Genomic DNA, 19,105 nt, shown 5'->3' on the forward strand with positions numbered 1-19,105 from the left:
ACTCTTATTACCGGGCAGTATGACACTTCATCCACCAGGCAATGCCGGTTCATTTTCGAAAACGCTGTAACAGCAGATGCTTTCTTATAACATTCTTGTGAAAATGATCTCCCAATCACAATCTTGATATTCGCGTTAACCGCTAATCAGGAAATACTATGCAACCAAGGCCCATCGAAATTGAGCCGGATTTGGCTGGGGGGCCAGGATGGGTAACGCGATCATGACATGCCGCCGTGCGGTGACAAGGCCTGCGCCTGTCGGCTGCGCGATCCCGGTCCAGTTTCTGCATTTGTAAAGACCGACCTTGCACAGCCAGGTTTATCTGTCGGATCACCACTGACCGCCATTGAGACCAAGCCAATCACTTTGGGCATTCCAGTGCCCTGACCTCGCTTCTAAAGGCTATCGGGGCTATTTCATTCCATGATGACCGTTCTCAATTGCATTGCCACGCAGCATGACGCGTGGCTGACAACGTTGGCAGCGCTGATCTGCCTCGTGGGTTCTGCGATCACGCTCAATCTCGTCCGCAAGGCCGCCAGATGTCATGGCTTCGTGCGCTATGGCTGGCATTTTCTGGTGGCGATCGCATCTGGCTCAGCCGCCTGGTGCACGCATTTCGTCGCCATGCTGGCCTATGAGCCGAGCGCGCCCGTGGTGCTTCTGCCAGACCTTACCATCCTGTCGCTGGCGATTGCCGTTGTCGGCACGGGAATCGGCTTCGTGGTCATGACCGGCGGCTTTCCCCGCTTTGCCCCCGTCATCGGCGGCGCCATGGTGGGCGCATCGATTGCCACCATGCACTATATCGGCATGCTCGCCTATCGCGTGGACGGGCTGATCGAATGGAACATGGATTATTTCTATGCATCCATCGTGTTTGCCGTGTTGTTTGGCTCGCTCTCCGGCCAGTTTTTGATGCGGCGTCGCTACCCGACCTCCTACCGTCTGGCGGTTCTGGCCTTTACCGCAGCCGTCGTCAGCCTGCATTTCACCGGCATGGCGGCGCTGACCGTGACGCCGATGAACTATCTGCAAGAAGCGGAGCTTGCCGACAAGTTCACCCTTGCCACTTCTGTCGGCGGAGTCGGCCTGATTGTGCTTGGCACTGCCCTTGCCAGTTACCTGATCGACAGCCACGTCCAGTCTTCCAACCTGCGGCAGTTGCAACACATTGCCCGTCACGACTCGCTGACCGGATTGCCCAACCGCACCCAGTTCGTTGAACGCCTCAGCCGCGAAAAGGTCAGTGCCGATAATGGCGACCACCGCATTGCGCTGATCGGCATCGATCTGGATCGCTTCAAGGAGGTCAATGACCTCTATGGCCACGCCGCGGGTGACAGGCTGCTTTGCGAGATTTCGGCCCGCATGACCGAACATCTGGAAAGCGGCGAGCTGATCGGTCGCTTCGGCGGCGATGAATTTGCAGCCCTGAAGACATTTCAGGATGAGGACGATCTGCGCAGCTTCGTCTCCCGACTTAACATAGCGCTTAGCGATCTTGTGGACCTTGGCAATGCCGTTGTGCGCCCCGGCGCAAGCCTCGGCATCGCAATCTATCCAACCGACGCCGAGGATGTGGAAAAGCTTCTGTCCAATGCGGATATGGCCATGTATCGCGCCAAACAGAACATTGAGAACAAGATTTGCTACTATGAAAGCAGCATGGATGAAGCGGCGCGCAAGCGTGCGGCGCTGGCACGCGACATCTGGACGGCGATTGACGAAAACCAGTTCTTCCTGAATTTTCAGGTCCAGCGCAGCATCAAGGATGGCGGCATATCGGGCTATGAAGTTCTGCTGCGCTGGCGTCACCCCGTGCAGGGTCTGGTGCCGCCAACCCTGTTCATTCCGATAGCCGAAGAATCGGGCGTCATCACGCAGCTCGGCGAATGGGTATTGCGTGCAGCCTGCAAAGAAGCGGCAAGCTGGCCCGTTTCCCGCAGGATAGCGGTCAATATTTCCCCGCTACAGCTCAGCCATACCGGCCTCGTGGACACGGTTCAAAATATATTGAACGAAACCGGCCTACCGGCAAAACTGCTGGAGCTTGAAGTGACCGAAGGCGCGATCATCCGCGACAAGGCGCGCGCGCTGCATATCCTGCGTGAACTCAAGGCGCTTGGCGTCAGCATCGCCATTGATGATTTCGGCACCGGCTATTCGTCGCTGGCGACATTGCGTTCCTTCCCCTTCGACAAGATCAAGCTCGACCGCAGCTTCGTCACCGATCTGGACCAGAACGTGCAGTCGAAGGCTTTCGTGCGGGCGATTCTGGCGCTGGGCCATAGCCTCGATATTCCGGTGCTGGCCGAAGGTGTGGAAACGCAGACGCAGATGGATATTTTGCAGGAAGAAGGCTGCAATCAGGTGCAGGGCTTCCTGCTTGGGCGGCCCGCGCCCGCCATTCACCTCGGCCTCGACAAGAAGGGCGAGGCGCAAGCCGCCTGAAGCCAGTCCACAGTGGGCCGGGACGCGGCGCGCGGCGCTATTACCGCCGCGTGCGAATCTGCCTATAATCGCTTCATGCCCATTCGACATTTAAGCGAAACCATCATCAATCAGATCGCAGCAGGCGAGGTCATCGAGCGCCCCGCCAGCGTGATCAAGGAATTGGTCGAGAATGCCATCGACGCTGGCGCGACCCGCATCGAGGTTGTGACCGGCGGCGGCGGCAAGACGCTGCTGCGCGTCACCGACAACGGCTCCGGCATTCCCGTCGACGAGTTGCCGCTCGCGGTTTCGCGCCATTGCACGTCCAAGCTCTCGGATGACGTGCACGATATTCGTGCACTGGGTTTTCGTGGCGAAGCCCTGCCCTCCATCGGCTCGGTCGCCAAACTGACTTTGAAATCACGTCCGCAGGATGCGGATGCCGGATTTGAGGTTTCCGTTTCCGGCGGTCATCTCGAAGGCCCGCGCCCCACGGCGCTCAATCGCGGCACGATAGCCGAAGTGCGCGATCTCTTTTACGCCACGCCCGCCCGTCTCAAATTCATGAAGACGGACCGTGCCGAAGCCTCCGCCATCACCGATGTGCTGAAGCGCATTGCCATTGCCTTCCCGCATGTGCGCTTTTCGCTGTCCGGCACCGACCGCACGCCGTTGGAAATGCCCGCGACTGGCACGGGCGCCGATGCCACGCTGGAGCGGATCGGGCAGGTTCTCGGTCAGGATTTCTGCGAAAACGCGCTTTCCATCGATGCCGAGCGTGACGGTGTGCGGCTTGCCGGTTTTGTCGGCATACCATCCCATAATCGCGGCAATGCACAGCACCAGTTTGCTTATGTGAATGGCCGTCCGGTGCGCGACAAGCAGATTTTCGGCGCGCTGCGCGGCGCTTATGCCGATGTCATTGCGCGTGACCGCCATCCGGTCGCCGTGCTGTTTCTGACGCTCGATCCGGCACTGGTCGATGTGAATGTGCACCCGGCCAAGGCCGATGTCCGTTTTCGCGATCCCGGCCTTGTGCGCGGCCTGATCGTGGGCGCGATCAAGCAGGCGCTGTCCCAATCCGGCATCCGTCCGGCAACCGGCGGCGCAGAAGCCATGTTGCAGGCTTTCCGCGCCGAAGGGTTTCAACCAAAGCAGTCTTCGAACAATTATGCCTCGACAAGCTGGCGGCCTGAGCGCCCAAGCCCGCGCAGCGAGTGGTCGCCGCAGACTGCACATCCGGCGCATAGACCGCTTGATTTCGGCAACGCGCCTGCCTTCCACGAAAGCGAGCAGGCGACAATCGATGTCGTGAATATTCCGACAGCCGATGCGCGCGCGACCATGAGCGAAGCCCCGGTCGAATTGCAGCAAAAGCCGCTCGGTGCGGCCCGCGCGCAGATTCACGCCAATTATATCGTCTCGCAAACCGAAGACAGCCTCGTCATTGTGGACCAGCATGCGGCCCATGAACGGCTGGTCTATGAAGCGCTCAAAAACGCGCTGCACTCGCGCCCGATACCGGGGCAGATGCTGCTGATCCCGGAAGTGGTCGATCTGGCGGAGGAAGACGCCGAGCGGCTGGCAAGTCATGCGGAAACGCTGGCCCGGTTCGGGCTGGGCGTGGAGCAGTTTGGTCCCGGCGCTATCGCTGTGCGCGAGACACCCGCCATGCTTGGCGAAATGAACGTGCAACAGTTGATCCGCGATCTGGCCGACGAGATTGCCGAGCATGAAACCGCCGACGGATTGCAGGCCATGCTCAACCATGTTGCGGCCACCATGGCCTGCCATGGATCGGTACGTTCAGGACGCCGTCTGAAGCCCGAGGAAATGAACGCATTGTTGCGCGAAATGGAGGCAACGCCCGGTTCCGGCACGTGCAATCACGGACGCCCGACCTATATCGAGCTGAAGCTGAGTGATATCGAGCGGCTTTTCGGCAGACGTTGACAGGATTTGGTATAAGGACCTTCAGCGCCGCTGGACGCCAAGGTTCGCACTTGCTAGAGTTCAGTGCAAAGGTTTTACACACATGAACAGATTTGAATCGCCCCGCTCATCCTCCGAAGCTGTCCTGCGTTATCTCGACGGCGACTATGAAATCGTCAAGCACGGTTCCTATGTGCTCTGTGCCGTTACCGGCGCGCAGATTCCGCTGGACGAATTGAAATATTGGAGCGTTGCGCGGCAGGAAGCCTATGCGACCGGCCTCATTTCCTTCGAGCGTGAGCTTGAGTTCAACCCGGAAATGCGCAGCCGCACGAAGGCTTAGTTTCCTTATAAAGACCGGCTTTTAAAGCGCTCGATCGCCGTATCAAGGATATGATGGAGCGCATCCGTGCGCTCGAATTTCAGATCGATATCGAGAACCGCCAGTTTCGACAAAAATTCAGCCGGCACACCGACCATTGTGGCGAGACGCACATGGTCCTTTGCCGTGGTGATCAGCCCCAGCCCCTGCCTGCGGGCCGTATCGATCAGGTCGCGGATTTCATCGGGTTCAAAGCTGTGATGATCGGGAAACGAGCGCGTTTCCGCGATGACGCCGCCAGCCTGTGCAAGACTTGCATAAAACTTGTCGGGATTGCCGATACCGGCAAAGGCCAGCCAGCGCTGCCCCGCAACAGTAGCCGACGATGAAGGCAAAAGCGCGGCCTCATAGATCGGCCGTCCGGCGCGGGCCGCCTGACGGATCACGAAATCCGCAGCATCGCCTTTGCCGATCCGCAACAGCGCGTCGGTCTTGCGCATCTGGTCGGTCAGCGGCGCACGCAATGGACCCGCCGGGATAACACGGCCATTGCCGATGCCCCGCCCCGCATCCACCACCAAAAGCGCAAAATCGGCATGGAGCCGCGCGCTCTGGAACCCGTCATCCATGATGATGAAATCGCAGCCAAGCGATTGCAGATGCTGCGCGGCCTTCACCCGGTCGGGCGAAAGTGCCACCGGCGCATGGCGCGCCAGCAAAAGCGGTTCATCACCGACATAGCGGGCGCTGTCATGGCCGGGGTCAACGACATGCAACCCTTTATAGCTCCCGCCATAGCCGCGCGAGACGATGCCGGGCTTCAGCCCGCGCGCCTTCGCGCCCTTGGCAAAGGCAATCGCCGTGGGCGTCTTGCCTGCCCCACCGACGGTGAAATTGCCGATACAGAGAACGGGCAAAGCGATTTTGGGTGGTTCGGACCGGATCAGGCGTCGCCCGGCGATAGACCCGTAAATCCAGGCGGCAGGGGCCAGTGATCTTGCGCGCCAGTCGAGCTTTTCCCACCAGAATGGCGGCGCTTCGCTCGCCATATCAGATGCCGCCGTGGACGTAGGCAACCTCGTTGCGATTGCCGGGGAACTGCGCCTGCAGCACAAGCGGCTGGATGAACGGCTCCAGCGCGACAAGCGTGCGATCAAGCGCGCCGCGCATATCCTTCACGGTGTTGACGCCCGCATTGATCATGCCGCGCAGATGCTGCGGATTGTTGAACAGGAAATTGATAGCCCCGGCGAGCATGTTCCTGTCCTTCACGATGCGCGCGCCGCCATTCTTGATAAGGCGCTGGAAGGACTCGCGGAAGTTCTGCACATTCTTGCCAGTCAGCACAGCTGTACCCATCATCGCCGGTTCCAGCGGATTGTGCCCGCCTTCTTTGGTCAGCGAATTGCCGATGAAGGCAATCTCGGTCAATTGCAGATAAAGCCCCATTTCGCCAATTGTATCGCCGAGCAGAATATCGGTATCCGCTTCAACGGCCAAGCCACTGCTGCGTCTGGTGACTTTCAGCCCCTTTTCCGCCAGCATCGCTTCGATGGCAGGCGTGCGATCCGGATGACGCGGCACGATGATCGTCACGAGATGCGGATAGCGCACCTTCAGCATCTGATGCACTTCTGCGGCGATTGCCTCTTCTCCATCATGGGTAGAGATCGCAGCCCAGCTGCGCCGTCCGGCGATCTGCCGCTGCAACATGGAGAGCGCTTGTGGATCAGCAGGCGGTGGCGTGGTATCGACTTTCAGATTGCCCGACACGCTGACCGGGCGGGCGCCAAGCGTGCGGAAACGGTCGCCGTCGAGTTCCGACTGGGCCACGACATGAGCGAAATTTTCGAACAGGGCTTCTGCCAGCGCGGGCCGCTTTTGCCATCTGGCAAAGGAACGATCCGACATGCGGGCATTGACCAGCACTTGCGGAATATGACGACCGCCGAGCGACAGCACCGTCGCGGGCCAGATTTCGGATTCGCAGCCGATGGCGAGGTCCGGCTTCCAGTGATTGAGGAATTTGTTGACCGCCGGTTGCAGGTCGAGCGGCGCATATTGATGAATGACCTTGGAGCCCAGCTGATCGGCCACAAGCTTTGCAGATGTCACCGTGCCAGTGGTCATCACGACATGAATGCCGGTGGAGGCAATGCTTTCGATCAGCGGCGTGATGGCAACACTTTCGCCGACACTTGCCGCATGGGCCCAGATGACCGGACCTTGTGGGCGGGCGACGGCTGACTTGCCATAACGCTCACCACGGCGCTGCCGCTCTTCCTTGCCGCGCGACGCGCGATAGGCAATGTAAGGCCCCATGAAGGGATAGGCGGCGGAGCCGAACATGCGATAGGCTGACAATATATTGCGCGCCCAGCGTTCGCTCATTTCGCTTTCTCCAATGCCGCATAGGCGCGCACCGTGGCGTCATTCAGCAGGCGCGTCAGTTCCATGCGTTTTTCTTCCAGTTGCGTTTCATCGGCGTCGGCATCTACCCAGACATTGTCGGCGCGCACAACAACGGACCGTCCAAAAGGCAGTGGAATCGTCGTCTTGTCCCATGACTTCTCCAAAACATGATTTCTCGAGAAGGCATAAGCAACCGGAATGATCGGTCGCCCGGACAATTTCGCCAACAAAATGATCCCCTCGCCGGCCTCACGCGGCGTGCCGTGGGGAATGTCGGCGATGATCGATGCCGACTGTCCTTTTTTTAGCGCATTCTTCAAGGTGAGAAGCGCACGCGCACCGCCTTTTTCTGGCTGTGCCCGCGAGCTGCGCCCGCCGGACCCGCGCACGGTCATGAGACCGAGCTTTTCCGCGACGCGGGCGTTCAGCTCCGCATCGGCGCTGCGCGAAAACATGGCGACCAGTTCGATCCCCTTGGGGCAGATGAACGGCCCCATCAGATGCTGGCCATGCCAGAAGGTCACGATGAAAGGATCGTCCTTGCCGACCAGCGCTTGCGGATCAGCCGAGCCCTTCAGCCGCGTGTTGGTATAATAGACAAGCTTGAAATAGCTCGTGATGAGCCAGACCAATATCGACTTGACGACAGCTGACTGCGCCAGCGGCCCGCGCACGCGCTTCCAAAGACGCTTGGCAAGGCCGTCTTTTTTCTTGCGCCTGTCGGGCTGGGCCGCGGGCTGAACGGACCGCTCTTCGCCTTCCGTCATATGTTGGTCTGGACCGGGCAAACTGCTCAGTCCGCCTGCAGGGTCACACCTTCGGGATCGAGCAACCGATGCAGGTGCACGATGAAATAACGCATATGAGCGTTGTCGACAGTCGCTTGAGCCTTGGCCTTCCAGGCGGCTTTTGCGGATTCGTAGTTGGGATAGATGCCGACGATATCGAGGTTTTCGAGATCGCGGAATTGTACGGTTCCAAGCTTGGACAGCTCGCCGCCGAATACCAGATGAAGAAGCTGCTTTTTGTCGCCTTCGACACTCATGACAATAATCCCTGAACAATTTTGGTTCGCGGCATGATTAACCCAACGGTCACTCCGCGACAACACTCAACATTTCACGCAGCAAATTCCCGCTGGCCGCGACAAGAGCGCCGTGGCTCCGCGTCGGACCGCCATAAATGAGCGGCAGAGCATCGTTTGTCAGAATAGCCCCGCCCGACTCACTCAAGATGAGATCGGCTGCAGCCAGATCCCAATCATGCGAATTTGGCCGAATGAAGGTGCCCGCAATATCGCCCCGTGCCACCATCGCAATACGATAGGCAAGCGACGGCACATAGGCATGCAGCTTGACCCTGTCGCGCCATGTTTCCGGAAATATGGTCGTTGCGCTACGCGCCGAAGCGATGGTGAGCGTCCCGCCCTCCGGCGGCAGTTTGACATGGATCGGCGCATCGTTTTGCACCGCGCCAAGTCCCTGCCCGGCCTCGATCAGTTCTTTGCGAACCGGACATTCCAAAACCCCGGCAATCGGCCTGCCGTCCTCCACAATCGCGATGCTCACGCACCACTGGTCCTGACCGGCAATATAGGCACGGGTGCCGTCGATGGGATCGACGACGAAAGCGCGCCGCCGCTTTGCCTTGGCGCGGTCATCGGTGGTTTCTTCGGAAATCCAGCCATAATCGGGGCGCGCCGTCAAAAGCACGTCTTTCAGATAGCGGTCCACCGCAAGGTCGGCCTCGCTCACCGGCGAGTGACCGTCCTTCAACCAGACTTCCGGCGAGCGCCCGAAATAACGCATGGCGATGCGTCCGGCCTCGCGGGCGGCATCGCGCAACAGCGCCAGTTCTGCACGGGCTTCGCTCTGTTTGTCAGTTTCCGGCAAGGGTCATGCCTTCGATCACGAGGGTAGGCGCGGTCATCCCGAAATTGCGGTCGATATCCGATGCAGGTGTCAGATTGAGGAACATGTCCTTGAGGTTCGACGCGATGGTGACTTCGCTGACCGGATAGGCCAGCTCGCCATTTTCGATCCAGAAACCGGAAGCGCCACGACTATATTGGCCGGTGATCATATCGACGCCCTGCCCGAACACTTCCGTCACATAAAAGCCCGTGCCGACAGCGCGGATAAGGTCTTCCGGCGACTGCGCGCCCGGCTCGATGGCAAAATTGGTCGAGGCAGGTGAAACACCGGACCCCGAGCGCACGCCGCGTCCGTTGCCCGTCTGGCCCAGTTCGCGGGCGCTGGAACCGGACAGCAGCCAGTGTTGCAGCACGCCATCCTCAATCATGGTCAGCGGCTGGCCCTCAATGCCTTCACCGTCGAACGGACGGGACGACGAGCCGCGCATGCGCAGCGGATTATCGGTGACGTTGATGCCCTGCTTCAATATCTGCTTACCCAGGCTGTCGCGCAGAAAGCTCGTCTTGCGCGCAACCGACGCGCCATTAATGGCGCTGGCCAAATGCCCGGCAATACCGCGTGCGAGGCGCGGATCAAAGACCACCGTGACCGGGCCGGTCTTCGCCTGTCGCGCGCCAAGCCTGCGCACAGCGCGTTCACCGGCGCTGCGCCCGATGGCGTCCGGCGTATCGAGATCGGCGAAATGCAGCCGCGAACTGAAATCATAATCGCGCTCCATCCTGGTGCCTTCGCCCGCAATGGCCGAAACCGAGCGACCGAAGCGCGTGGCGGCATAGTGGCCAGCAAAGCCGGTGGAGGTGACAAGCACCAGCCCGCCGAGGCTGCGCGATGCGCCCGCGCCGCCGGAATTGGTCACGCCTTTGACTTCAAGCGCTGCTGCTTCCGTCGCCAGCGCATCCTGCGTCAGACGGTCGGTGTCGATTTCGGTCGTGTCGTAAAGATCGAGATCGCGCGGCGACTTTACCAGCAGCGCCGGATCGACAAGCGCTTCATAGGGATCTTCCGGCGCAACGCGCGCCATGGCGACGGCGCGCTCCGCCAGACGGTCCGGATCAGCGCCCGCATTGGCCGAAACGCTGGCGATCCGCCGACCGACAAAGACGCGCAGCGCAAAATCGTCGCTCTCCGACGATTCGGTTCCCTCAACCTTGCCAAGCCTCACCGAGACGCTGACGGAGCGGGCACGCATCACCACGGCATCGGCATGATCGGCGCCAGCACGTTGGGCAGCCTTCACCAACTGGGCCGCGCGCTCGACCAGCTTTTCCGCTGAATTATCTGAAATCATTGCATAATCCCGCTTTGGCAAGCTCGCCTCCGCCTGACCGGACATTGCATTGTGCAACGGGTCGTGACCGGGACTTGCTAAAAAAATATCGTCAATTTGGTCGACATTGGGCTGATTGCAGCCATATCTTGTTTCTATATTGCCGAAATCGGGGGGCATCAAGGCAAGCCCGTCCACATTTCTCCAAATCCTCACGTCGCGAGACCCGTCCGTCTCCGAACCACAAGAGCGCACAGCATGATTCCGACCGGTGGAAATCTCTACCTACAGGCCCTGATGATCCTTGGCGGCGCCATCATCGCCGCACCGCTGTTCAAGCGTCTGGGGCTTGGCACAGTGCTGGGCTATCTGGCCGCTGGCATCACGATTGGCCCCGTCGCGCGCCTCATCGCCGATGGCGAGGAATTCCTGCACTTTTCCGAGCTTGGCGTGGTTTTCCTGCTGTTCATCATCGGCCTCGAACTGAAGCCGTCGCGGCTCTGGGCGCTGCGCCACGCCATCTTCGGGCTTGGCGCGGCACAGGTTCTGCTATGTGGCGCGGTTCTCACCGCGCTCGGGATTTATCTGGCTGGCCTCAACCCGGAGGCCGCGATCATCATCGGCTTCGGTCTTGCACTTTCCTCGACGGCCTTCGCCATGCAGGTGCTGGAGGATCGCGCCGAGACCAACCAGAAGCATGGGCAGCGCGCTTTCGCGATCCTGTTGTTTCAGGACCTCGCCATCGTTCCAATTCTGGCGATCATTCCGGCCCTCTCGCCGAATGAACCCTCGCAGGCAAGCGCGGGCTTTCATCTGGCAACGGCGGTTGCGGCCATCGCCGCGCTCGTCATTGCCGGGCGCTATCTGATCAACCCGATGTTCCGGATCATCGCCAATACCGGCGCGCGCGAGGTTATGATTGCCGCCGCCCTCTTCGTCGTGCTGGGATCGGCAGGATTGTTGCAGGCCGCCGGTCTGTCGATGGCGATGGGCGCATTCATCGCTGGCGTATTGCTGGCGGAATCCTCCTATCGTCACGAACTGGAAGCCGACATCGAACCGTTCCGCGGTATTTTCCTCGGCCTGTTCTTCGTTGCGGTGGGCCTGTCGCTCAATCTCAGCGTAATTCTGGAATATTGGAAGACGATCCTTCTGGCCGTGCCGGTGTTCATGGTCGCGAAGATCGCCGTCATCTATGTTCTGTGCCGCATCTTCCGCTCCAGCCATAACGACGCCGTGCGCATCGCTTTCCTGCTGCCGCAGGGCGGCGAGTTTGCCTTCGTTTTGTTCTCCGCTGCTTCGGCTGCGGCGATCATCTCCAGCGCGCTTGGCTCTGAACTGGTGGCGGCTGTCACCGTATCCATGGCGCTGACCCCGCTTTCGGTGGCCATCGGTTCGAAGCTTCTCATCAAGGACAAGCCCGTCGATGAAATCGAAGAGGATTTCGAAGGCGCCGGTTCCGACGTGTTGATGATCGGCTTCTCGCGTTATGGCCAGATCGCATCGCAGATCCTGCTGGCTGGCGGTATCGACGTGACGGTGATCGACAAATCGCCCAACCGCGTACGCGCAGCAGGCAAGTTCGGTTTCCGCATCTATTTCGGCGATGGCACCCGCAAGGATGTGCTGGAAGCTTCCGGTATCCGCAAGGCCAAGATCGTCGCGGTGTGCACACACAATAAGGAAACGACCAACCATATCGTCAGCCTGATCCAGTCGGATTATCCGGATGTGCGCCTGTTCGTACGCTCCTATGACCGCGAGCATACGTTGCAGTTGCGGGCGCAGGGCGTGGAATACGAGTTGCGCGAAACTTTCGAATCCGGTCTGCTTTTCGGGCAGCGCACGCTGGAAGGTCTCGGCATGGCCGAGAACAACGCCTATGCCATCCGCGAGGATGTACGCCAGCGCGACGAGGACCGGCTGCATGTTCAGGCGTCGGAAGGCATCATGGCCGGGCGGCATTTGCTGTTCAACAAGCCCGTTACGCCTGAACCTCTGGTCAAGCCGACGCGTGAAGGCCAGCGCATCGACAAGACGGTGGATGCGCCTTCGCCTGCCGCCAATGACGATACGATGGAAGATGCAATTCCCGCCGAATAAAGCGGGAGCTAGGACAGCGTCGGAAGATTATCGCCCTCGATAATGCGGTCGAGGGCCTGTTTCAGTTCTTCGCGAACCCCGGCGCTCTGGTCGAGAATCTGATCGAATTTCAGGAAATCGAGCAGCCCGATGCGGCCGACATCCGGTCGCAGAAAAATATGCGGGGGGCGAATGCGGAATTTGTTCTCGATGATCGAACACATGGTCAGCTGATTACCGCCGATGACCGCTTCGAATGTCGTGGGCATATAGTCGTCATCACCGGGCGGTGCCCCAACGACATCGATGCCGATGACGATATCGGCCTTGTCGAACAGAAGATCGAACGGCACCGGATTGAAGAGACCGCCATCGACAAGAATGCGGCCATTGCGGCGCACCGGCGCGAAAACCGGAGGAATGGCGCAGGAAGCCGCAATAGCGGAACGCAAATCCCCATCGACAATCTGAACTTCCTTGGCGGCGTGGAAGTCCGCCGCCGTGATGCTCATGGGAATCTTGAGATCTTCCACATTGGCGGGCAGCGATGCCGGAAGAAAGGCATCGATAATTTTCTCGATGTTGAACTGGCTGACGCGAAAGCCGCCTTTCAGCAGTTCAACCCAGCGGGATGGACGCGTCTGCCACATGCGGCGCGCAACTTCCGAACGGCGATTGAAGATCGCCGCCATATAGTCGTGTATTTCTGTGCCGCGCATGCCGTTCGCCATGCCCGCGCCGACAATCGATCCGATGGATGAGCCAGCGATGGCCACGGGCCTGATGCCCAGTTCGTCCAGCGTTTCGATGATATGCAGATGCGCAATGCCGCGCGCGCCGCCGCCGCCGAAAGCGACGGCAATGCGGGGCGATGACGGCATGGCGTTATCCAACACTCTATCCCCTTGAGAGGAATCTTCGGTTTTTAGGCGCCCAAGGCTCTGATGAGATTCGGGCTATGGGGAGCCGAAAATGGTGGGGTTTGAGAACCGGAGCGGAGTGTACTTAAAGTACATGAGCACCGGAAGTCGTATGATCCCGAAAAGTTGCAGACTTTTCGGATGAGATCATGCGCATAAACTCAAACCACGCCATTTGCAGGCCGCCATTGCCCGAATATCGCAGAGCCTCAACTCTTAGCGGGTCCGTAAATCAATATCGCCGGTTCGGCATCGAGCAGCTTCTTGGCAATAGCCTTGATCTGATCGAGCGTCACCGCCTCGATAAGCGCCGAGCGCTTGTCGATATAATCGCGCGGTAGTCCCGCATCCTGCAAGCTGACCAGTGTTTCGGCAATCGCGCCCGAAGAATCAAGATTGTTCACCGCGTAAGACCCCTTGAGGAAGCTTTTCGCGGCGGCAAGTTCGGCTTCCGTCGGACCGTCGCTCGCCATGGCTGCCACCTGCTCGCGAATGATCTTGAGCGAATCCTGTGCCTTTTCCGGGCGTGTCGCGGTGGAGATCACCAAGGCCGTGACATGGTCATGCAACACCAGCTGCGACGAAACCGAATAGGCGAGACCGCGCTTTTCTCGCACTTCGGCATAAAGCCGCGAGGTGAAGCCGCCGCCCAGAATGTGGTTCATCAGATAGGCCGCGAAGAAGTCCGGGTCTTTGCGCGGGATTGCCGGATAGACAAACCGGATCGACGTCTGCGGCACATCGAAGGAGAGGCTGGTAGTGGTGCCGAGCGCCAGCTTGACGTCAGGCACCGGCACAAGCTCAGCCGCTGCGGGCAGATCGCCGAACACCTTGTCGAGCATCACGCCAAGGTCCTTGGCATTGATCGCGCCGACCACACCGATGGTCAGCCGGTCGCGGGCGAAATTCTTGCGATGGAACGTCACCAGATCGTCGCGGGTGATCGTCTGGAGCGATTTCGCCGTACCTTCGTCGGGACGCGCATAGGGATGGTTGCCATAAAGCACTTCCGCGAAACGGCGAGCGGCAATGGTGCCGGGGCTGCGCTGTGAAGCCTCGATGCTGGCCACGACCTGACTGCGAATGCGATCAATGGCGGGCTGGTCGAAGCGCGGCTTGTTGACCGCCAGCGCCACGAGGTCCATCACCGCATCGCGATTTTCCGCCAGCATGCGAACGCCGCCGGAAACGGCGTCCTGCGTGGCGGTGAAGCTCATTTCGGCGCCCAGATTATCGATCCGTTCCTGAAACGCATCGGAATCGAGATCGCCAGCGCCTTCATCGAACAGGCCAGTCATCAGATTGGCGAGGCCTTCCTTGCCTGCGGGGTCCTGCGACGTGCCGCCCTTGAACGAGAAGCGCATGGATACCAGTGGCACCGAACTGTCCTCCACCAGCCAGGCATGAATGCCCTTCGGCGAGACAACTTCCTGAATTTCGATGGCGCGCGCAGGCAATGCGCAAATCACGAGAAGCGTCATGGATGCGACCAGAACGCTTGCGAACGAGCGAGCGCGAGAAGCAAAGACGCGTTTGAAGTTCAGCATGATTATGGTCTTCACTGGATCGCTCCCTCTGCACCATTGCCGCTGGCACCGCTTGCGGGCGCGTTGGGGTTCTCACGGGCATTTTCCGGTTCGGCATCGGGTGGCAGGAGGTAGCTGGTCACCGACTGGTCCTTGACGAGATACCGCTCGGCCACATCACGAATCTGATCCACCGTCACGGATTTGATAAGGTCTGGCCATTTCTGGATATCTTCCACGGACTGGCCAACAGAAAGCGTCGAACCATAAATCCGCGCCATACCGGCCTGACTGTCACGCGCGAAAATAACCGCCTTCAGGAAGCGATTGCGTGCCTGATCCAGTTCGGTCTGGGTCACGCCGTCCTTGACGATGCGCGCAAGCTCGGCTTCCACCGCCTTCTCGACATCGCCCAGCGTTGCGCCGTCGCGCGGTGAGCCATAGACCGAGAACGTGCCGTCATCCAGCGCATCACCGCCATAGGCTGCGCCCGTGTTGGCCGCGATGCCGTTTTTGACGATCAGCGTCTGATAAAGGCGCGAACGGGTCGAGCCGCCGAGAATTTCGCTCAAGAGATCGAGCGCCGGCGCATCACCTGGCTTCACACCGGGAAAGCGCTTTTCGTTGGCATAGGACGGAACCAGCCATGACATGCGGAAGGAAGGCGTGCTAATGCGCGCATCATGCAGCGTCACCACGCGTGCGGCATGTTTTTCAGGCTCCTGCGGGCGGTCGCGCGGCAGAACTTCAGCGCGCTTCGGTACGCGGGCCCAGGTCTTGAGCGTCAATTCACGCACGCGTTCCGGCGTCACGTCACCGGCGATGACCAGCGTGGCATTGTTCGGCGTGTAATATTGCTGATAGAAATCGATGGCGTTCTTGAGGCTCAGCTTTTCCATTTCCTGCCGCCAGCCGATCACCGGCTTGCGGTAGGGGTGGTTATAGAACAGCACCGCATCGGTGTTTTCATTGAGCATGGCCGCCGGGGTGGAATCGACGCGCATGCGGCGTTCTTCCAGAATGACTTCGCGCTCGGTCGTCACGGCTTCATCGTTCAGCACCAGATTTTCCATCCGGTCCGACTCGAAATCCATGATCATTTCCAGCGCTTCCGGCGAAACCCGCTGATAATAGGCTGTGTAATCATAGGAGGTGAACGCGTTTTCTTCGCCGCCGATCGACGCGACCTTGGCCGAAAATTCCCCTGCCGGATGGGTTTTCGTACCCTTGAACATCAGATGTTCGAGAAAATGCGCAATGCCGGAAACGCCCGGCACTTCGTCTGCCGAGCCCACATGATACCAGATCATCTGCGTCACCACCGGCGCGCGATGATCGGGAATGACCACGACTTTCAGGCCATTGGGCAAGGTGAAATTGCTGACGCCATCCGACTGGGTGATTTCGGGCAGAGCCGCCTGATCAGCCTGATCGCCTTGCGCCTGTGGCGCGGGCGCTGGCTCGGCGGCATCGGTTTGGGCAGGGGGTTGATTTTGAGCTTCAACGGAGCCGGTTGCGAGCGGCAAAGCCAGCGCGAAACCAAGAGCGGTCGATAAAAACAGGCGTCGGAGGGAGGTGTTATTCACCAAGCGACATCTCCAATCGGTTTCATTTCCGCCCGGCCTTTCCGGGCGGCATGCTTCAAATCAATATCGGCGACACCGTCGCCGCACAAAAAGAACGCGACGGCAAACACCGCTGCAAATCATCTCAATCGGCTTTGATTTGGATGAGCCGAATGATTGTGCCGCCATAGTTCCGCTCGTCAAGCACAACAAATTGTTCGTCAAGCTCGAGCGAAGCTTCGGCAGCCTCTTCAAGCACCAAAAGTGCGTCAGGATTAAGCCAGCCGCCCTGAAGTGCCGATAAAAATGCTTTTTCGCCCATGCGCCGCCCATAGGGTGGATCTGCGAAGATCAGATCGAACGGTTCCATCGTGCCGACAATGCCAAGCTGGCAGGCGTCACGGCGGAGAATCTTCGTGTGGCCCTGCAAGCCGAGCGCCTCGACATTTTGGCGCAACAGCCCCCGGCCCTCCGCGGATTCCTCCACGAAGGTCGCGTATCGCGCGCCGCGCGAAAGGGCTTCAAGACCAAGCGCGCCGGTGCCTGCGAAGAGATCAAGCACACGCGCGCCTTCCACCTTGTCGGGAAAGCTGTGCGCGAGAACATTGAACAGGCTCTCGCGCGTGCGGTCCGTAGTGGGGCGAATGGCGTTGGTGGACGGTGTTACCAGCGGGCGACCGCGAAACTTACCGCCGACGATCCGCACCGCCGCCTCCCGATCTGCCACCGCCGCCTGGTTTTCCGCCGGTGGGCTTGCCACCGGTCGGCTTTCCACCCGGGCGTCCACCAGGCTTGCCGCCCGATTTGCCAGCTGGCTTTCCACCTTCAGGACCGCGACGCGGGCCGTCGCTGAAACCGCGTGGAGCGCCACCGCTGCGCGCGCCTGAACGCGTGTCGCGATCGGAACCGCCGAAACGGCCCTCGCCGCGCGCACCGCCCGGCTTGTCGGACTTATATGGCTTGTCAGACTTGAACGTCTTGCGACCCTCAAAACCGCCCTGCGAGCGCTCGCCGGAAGCTGCATCGCGCAGTTCGGCGCGCTCACGCTTGCCGGGGCGACGCTCCTTGTGCCCATCCTCGCGCTTTTCGCGCGTTTCCGAACGACCACCTTCAAAACGAGAGCCTTCGGCGCGAGGGCCGTAAGAGCGACCTTCCGCTCCCGGCTTGCCGCCAGCGCGCGGACCGCTTGAACGCTGGCCTTCCGGACGCTTGTTGTAACGGCGTTCGCCGCCCTCTTCGCGACCTTGCTCCGCATCGTCCGAACGGCGCGGACGCACCTGCATGTCGCCGCTGAACTTCGCGCCGCGATGCGGCATCTGATGTTCGACGCGAGCAGGCTTGGTAGCGGCCTTCTCGCCCTTTGGACGTGCGCCGGGCGCCATCCACACATTGGCATTGCCGCGACGGCGCGGCTCGACCTTTTCTGTCTTGTCTTCGCGTCCACGACGGCGTTCCGGGCGGCTGGAAATCCATTCGCGCTCACGCGGCGCGCGACGGGTTTCGCCTTCCTGTTCCGGTTGAGCTTCTTCCATCTCGCGACGGGTGCGGCCCTGCACAGCGGCATTGGAGAACTCGTTGAAGATGGGCGCGTCGAAATCGGCACCGGAATCTTCAACCAGCTTGTCGCCCAGCTGGTCGCGCAGCGTGCGGCCCTTGATTTCGCGCACAGCGCCTTCTTCAAGATCGCCAAGCTGGAACGGGCCGAAGGACACGCGGATCAGGCGACCGACCGTCAGACCAAGCGCGCCCAGAATGTTCTTCACTTCCCGGTTCTTGCCTTCGCGCAGACCAATATTGATCCAGACATTCGCGCCCTGAACACGCTCAAGCTCGGCTTCGATGCTGCCATAGAACACGCCATCGACAGCGATACCGTTCTTCAATTCATCGAGCTGCGGCTGCGTGACCTTGCCATGGGCGCGCACGCGATAGCGGCGCAGCCAGCCGGTAGACGGCAATTCCAGAACCCGCGACAACCCGCCATCATTGGTGAGCAGCAGAAGCCCTTCAGTGTTGATGTCGAGACGGCCAACCGACAGCACGCGCGGCATTTCAGCTGGCAGTGCGTCGAACACGGTCGGGCGACCTTCCGGATCGCGATTGGTGGTCACGAGACCCGCAGGCTTGTGGTAGAGCCACAGGCGGGTGCGCTCGGCCTGTTTCAGCGGCTTGCCGTCAACCGTGATCACGTCGGTGCGCTTCACATTGACCGCAGGACTGTCCAGCACCTTGCCGTTGACCGCGATCCGCCCGGCGGCGATCATCGTTTCGGCTTCGCGGCGCGAAGCGATGCCAACACGCGCCAGACGCTTGGCGATGCGTTCGCTGGTATCTTCTTCGGTTTCCACATCGCGCGGGGCACCCCGGCGCGGACCGGCGCGGCGCGCGTCATCCCGGTCGCCTTCATCGCGGCGCGGTCGGCTGTCACGACCGGGGCGGTCGCCGCCGCGTCCAGCCGGGCGTCCGCCCGAACGACCCTCGGGGCGTCCACTACGGCCATGAGGCGGCTTGCCGCCCTTGTTATCGTCGTCTTTAGTCATCTGGTATTGGCCTCTCAGCAGCGTTTCCGTATCACCTTGCACCGTCGAAAGCAGGCAAAGGAATGTCTGGAACGAAAACGCCGTATAAATCTGTTCGCAAATCGGTTTCGATTTCGAGAATTATGCAGTAACAAATCGCTCCAGTGCTTGCGAGCGAAATTTCCCG

General features: G+C 60.2%; 15 protein-coding genes. 4 read left to right on the forward strand and 11 right to left on the reverse strand.

The window, feature by feature from the left end:
- Positions 1-426 precede the first annotated feature (426 nt).
- The 3 genes from HWD97_RS08490 (at position 427) to HWD97_RS08500 (ending at position 4,714) form a co-directional block, all read left to right on the forward strand.
- The gene (locus tag HWD97_RS08490; protein ID WP_109367782.1) at positions 427-2,457 is read left to right on the forward strand and encodes a bifunctional diguanylate cyclase/phosphodiesterase; all 2,031 of its coding nucleotides are present in this window, start codon (positions 427-429) and stop codon (positions 2,455-2,457) included.
- A 75-nt stretch (positions 2,458-2,532) separates the two neighbouring features.
- Complete coding sequence (gene mutL / locus HWD97_RS08495; RefSeq protein WP_109368031.1) at positions 2,533-4,392, forward strand: DNA mismatch repair endonuclease MutL; 1,860 nt, start codon at positions 2,533-2,535, stop codon at positions 4,390-4,392.
- 82 nt (positions 4,393-4,474) lie between these two features.
- On the forward strand, positions 4,475-4,714 hold the full coding sequence (locus HWD97_RS08500; RefSeq protein ID WP_109367783.1) for a DUF2093 domain-containing protein: 240 nt from the start codon (positions 4,475-4,477) through the stop codon (positions 4,712-4,714).
- A 5-nt stretch (positions 4,715-4,719) separates the two neighbouring features.
- On the opposite strand, the gene lpxK is transcribed toward HWD97_RS08500, so the two are convergent.
- Genes lpxK through HWD97_RS08530 form a run of 6 tightly spaced genes read right to left on the reverse strand, consistent with a single transcriptional unit; the run spans position 4,720 to position 10,327 of the window.
- The gene (gene lpxK, locus HWD97_RS08505) at positions 4,720-5,742 is read right to left on the reverse strand and encodes a tetraacyldisaccharide 4'-kinase (RefSeq protein ID WP_109367784.1); all 1,023 of its coding nucleotides are present in this window, start codon (positions 5,740-5,742) and stop codon (positions 4,720-4,722) included.
- A 1-nt stretch (position 5,743) separates the two neighbouring features.
- On the reverse strand, positions 5,744-7,084 hold the full coding sequence (gene waaA, locus HWD97_RS08510) for a lipid IV(A) 3-deoxy-D-manno-octulosonic acid transferase (protein ID WP_109367785.1): 1,341 nt from the start codon (positions 7,082-7,084) through the stop codon (positions 5,744-5,746).
- On the reverse strand, positions 7,081-7,872 hold the full coding sequence (locus HWD97_RS08515; protein WP_109367786.1) for a lysophospholipid acyltransferase family protein: 792 nt from the start codon (positions 7,870-7,872) through the stop codon (positions 7,081-7,083). The genes waaA and HWD97_RS08515 overlap by 4 nt, the downstream gene beginning before the upstream one ends.
- 26 nt (positions 7,873-7,898) lie before the next feature.
- A complete protein-coding gene (locus HWD97_RS08520; protein ID WP_109367787.1) occupies positions 7,899-8,150 on the reverse strand; it encodes a DUF4170 domain-containing protein in 252 nt (83 codons plus the stop codon).
- 49 nt (positions 8,151-8,199) lie between these two features.
- Positions 8,200-8,997, reverse strand: a complete 798-nt coding sequence (locus tag HWD97_RS08525; RefSeq protein WP_109367788.1) for a 3'(2'),5'-bisphosphate nucleotidase CysQ — start codon at positions 8,995-8,997, stop codon at positions 8,200-8,202.
- Positions 8,984-10,327, reverse strand: coding sequence for a TldD/PmbA family protein (locus HWD97_RS08530; protein WP_109368032.1), 1,344 nt, complete (start codon positions 10,325-10,327; stop codon positions 8,984-8,986). The genes HWD97_RS08525 and HWD97_RS08530 overlap by 14 nt, the downstream gene beginning before the upstream one ends.
- Positions 10,328-10,564: 237 nt before the next feature.
- Between HWD97_RS08530 and HWD97_RS08535 the strand changes: the two genes are divergently transcribed.
- Complete coding sequence (locus HWD97_RS08535; protein WP_109367789.1) at positions 10,565-12,409, forward strand: monovalent cation:proton antiporter-2 (CPA2) family protein; 1,845 nt, start codon at positions 10,565-10,567, stop codon at positions 12,407-12,409.
- Positions 12,410-12,417: 8 nt separating this feature from the next.
- Here HWD97_RS08535 and HWD97_RS08540 read toward each other — a convergent pair whose 3' ends face one another.
- The 5 genes from HWD97_RS08540 to HWD97_RS08560 form a co-directional block, all read right to left on the reverse strand.
- Positions 12,418-13,281: a patatin-like phospholipase family protein gene (locus HWD97_RS08540; protein WP_109367790.1), complete on the reverse strand. Its 864-nt coding sequence runs from the start codon at positions 13,279-13,281 to the stop codon at positions 12,418-12,420.
- 236 nt (positions 13,282-13,517) lie between these two features.
- Positions 13,518-14,855, reverse strand: a complete 1,338-nt coding sequence (locus HWD97_RS08545) for a pitrilysin family protein (protein WP_171318674.1) — start codon at positions 14,853-14,855, stop codon at positions 13,518-13,520.
- Between the two features lie 11 nt (positions 14,856-14,866).
- Entirely contained in the window at positions 14,867-16,420 is a 1,554-nt protein-coding gene (locus HWD97_RS08550) for a pitrilysin family protein (RefSeq protein ID WP_109368033.1), read from the reverse strand.
- 124 nt (positions 16,421-16,544) lie between these two features.
- The gene (gene rsmD / locus HWD97_RS08555) at positions 16,545-17,105 is read right to left on the reverse strand and encodes a 16S rRNA (guanine(966)-N(2))-methyltransferase RsmD (RefSeq protein WP_109368034.1); all 561 of its coding nucleotides are present in this window, start codon (positions 17,103-17,105) and stop codon (positions 16,545-16,547) included.
- Positions 17,086-18,939, reverse strand: coding sequence for a pseudouridine synthase (locus HWD97_RS08560; RefSeq protein ID WP_109367792.1), 1,854 nt, complete (start codon positions 18,937-18,939; stop codon positions 17,086-17,088). The genes rsmD and HWD97_RS08560 overlap by 20 nt, the downstream gene beginning before the upstream one ends.
- Positions 18,940-19,105 lie beyond the last annotated feature (166 nt).

Source organism: Ochrobactrum sp. C6C9 (assembly GCF_022627935.1).
In the GTDB taxonomy this organism is placed as follows: domain Bacteria; phylum Pseudomonadota; class Alphaproteobacteria; order Rhizobiales; family Rhizobiaceae; genus Brucella; species Brucella teleogrylli.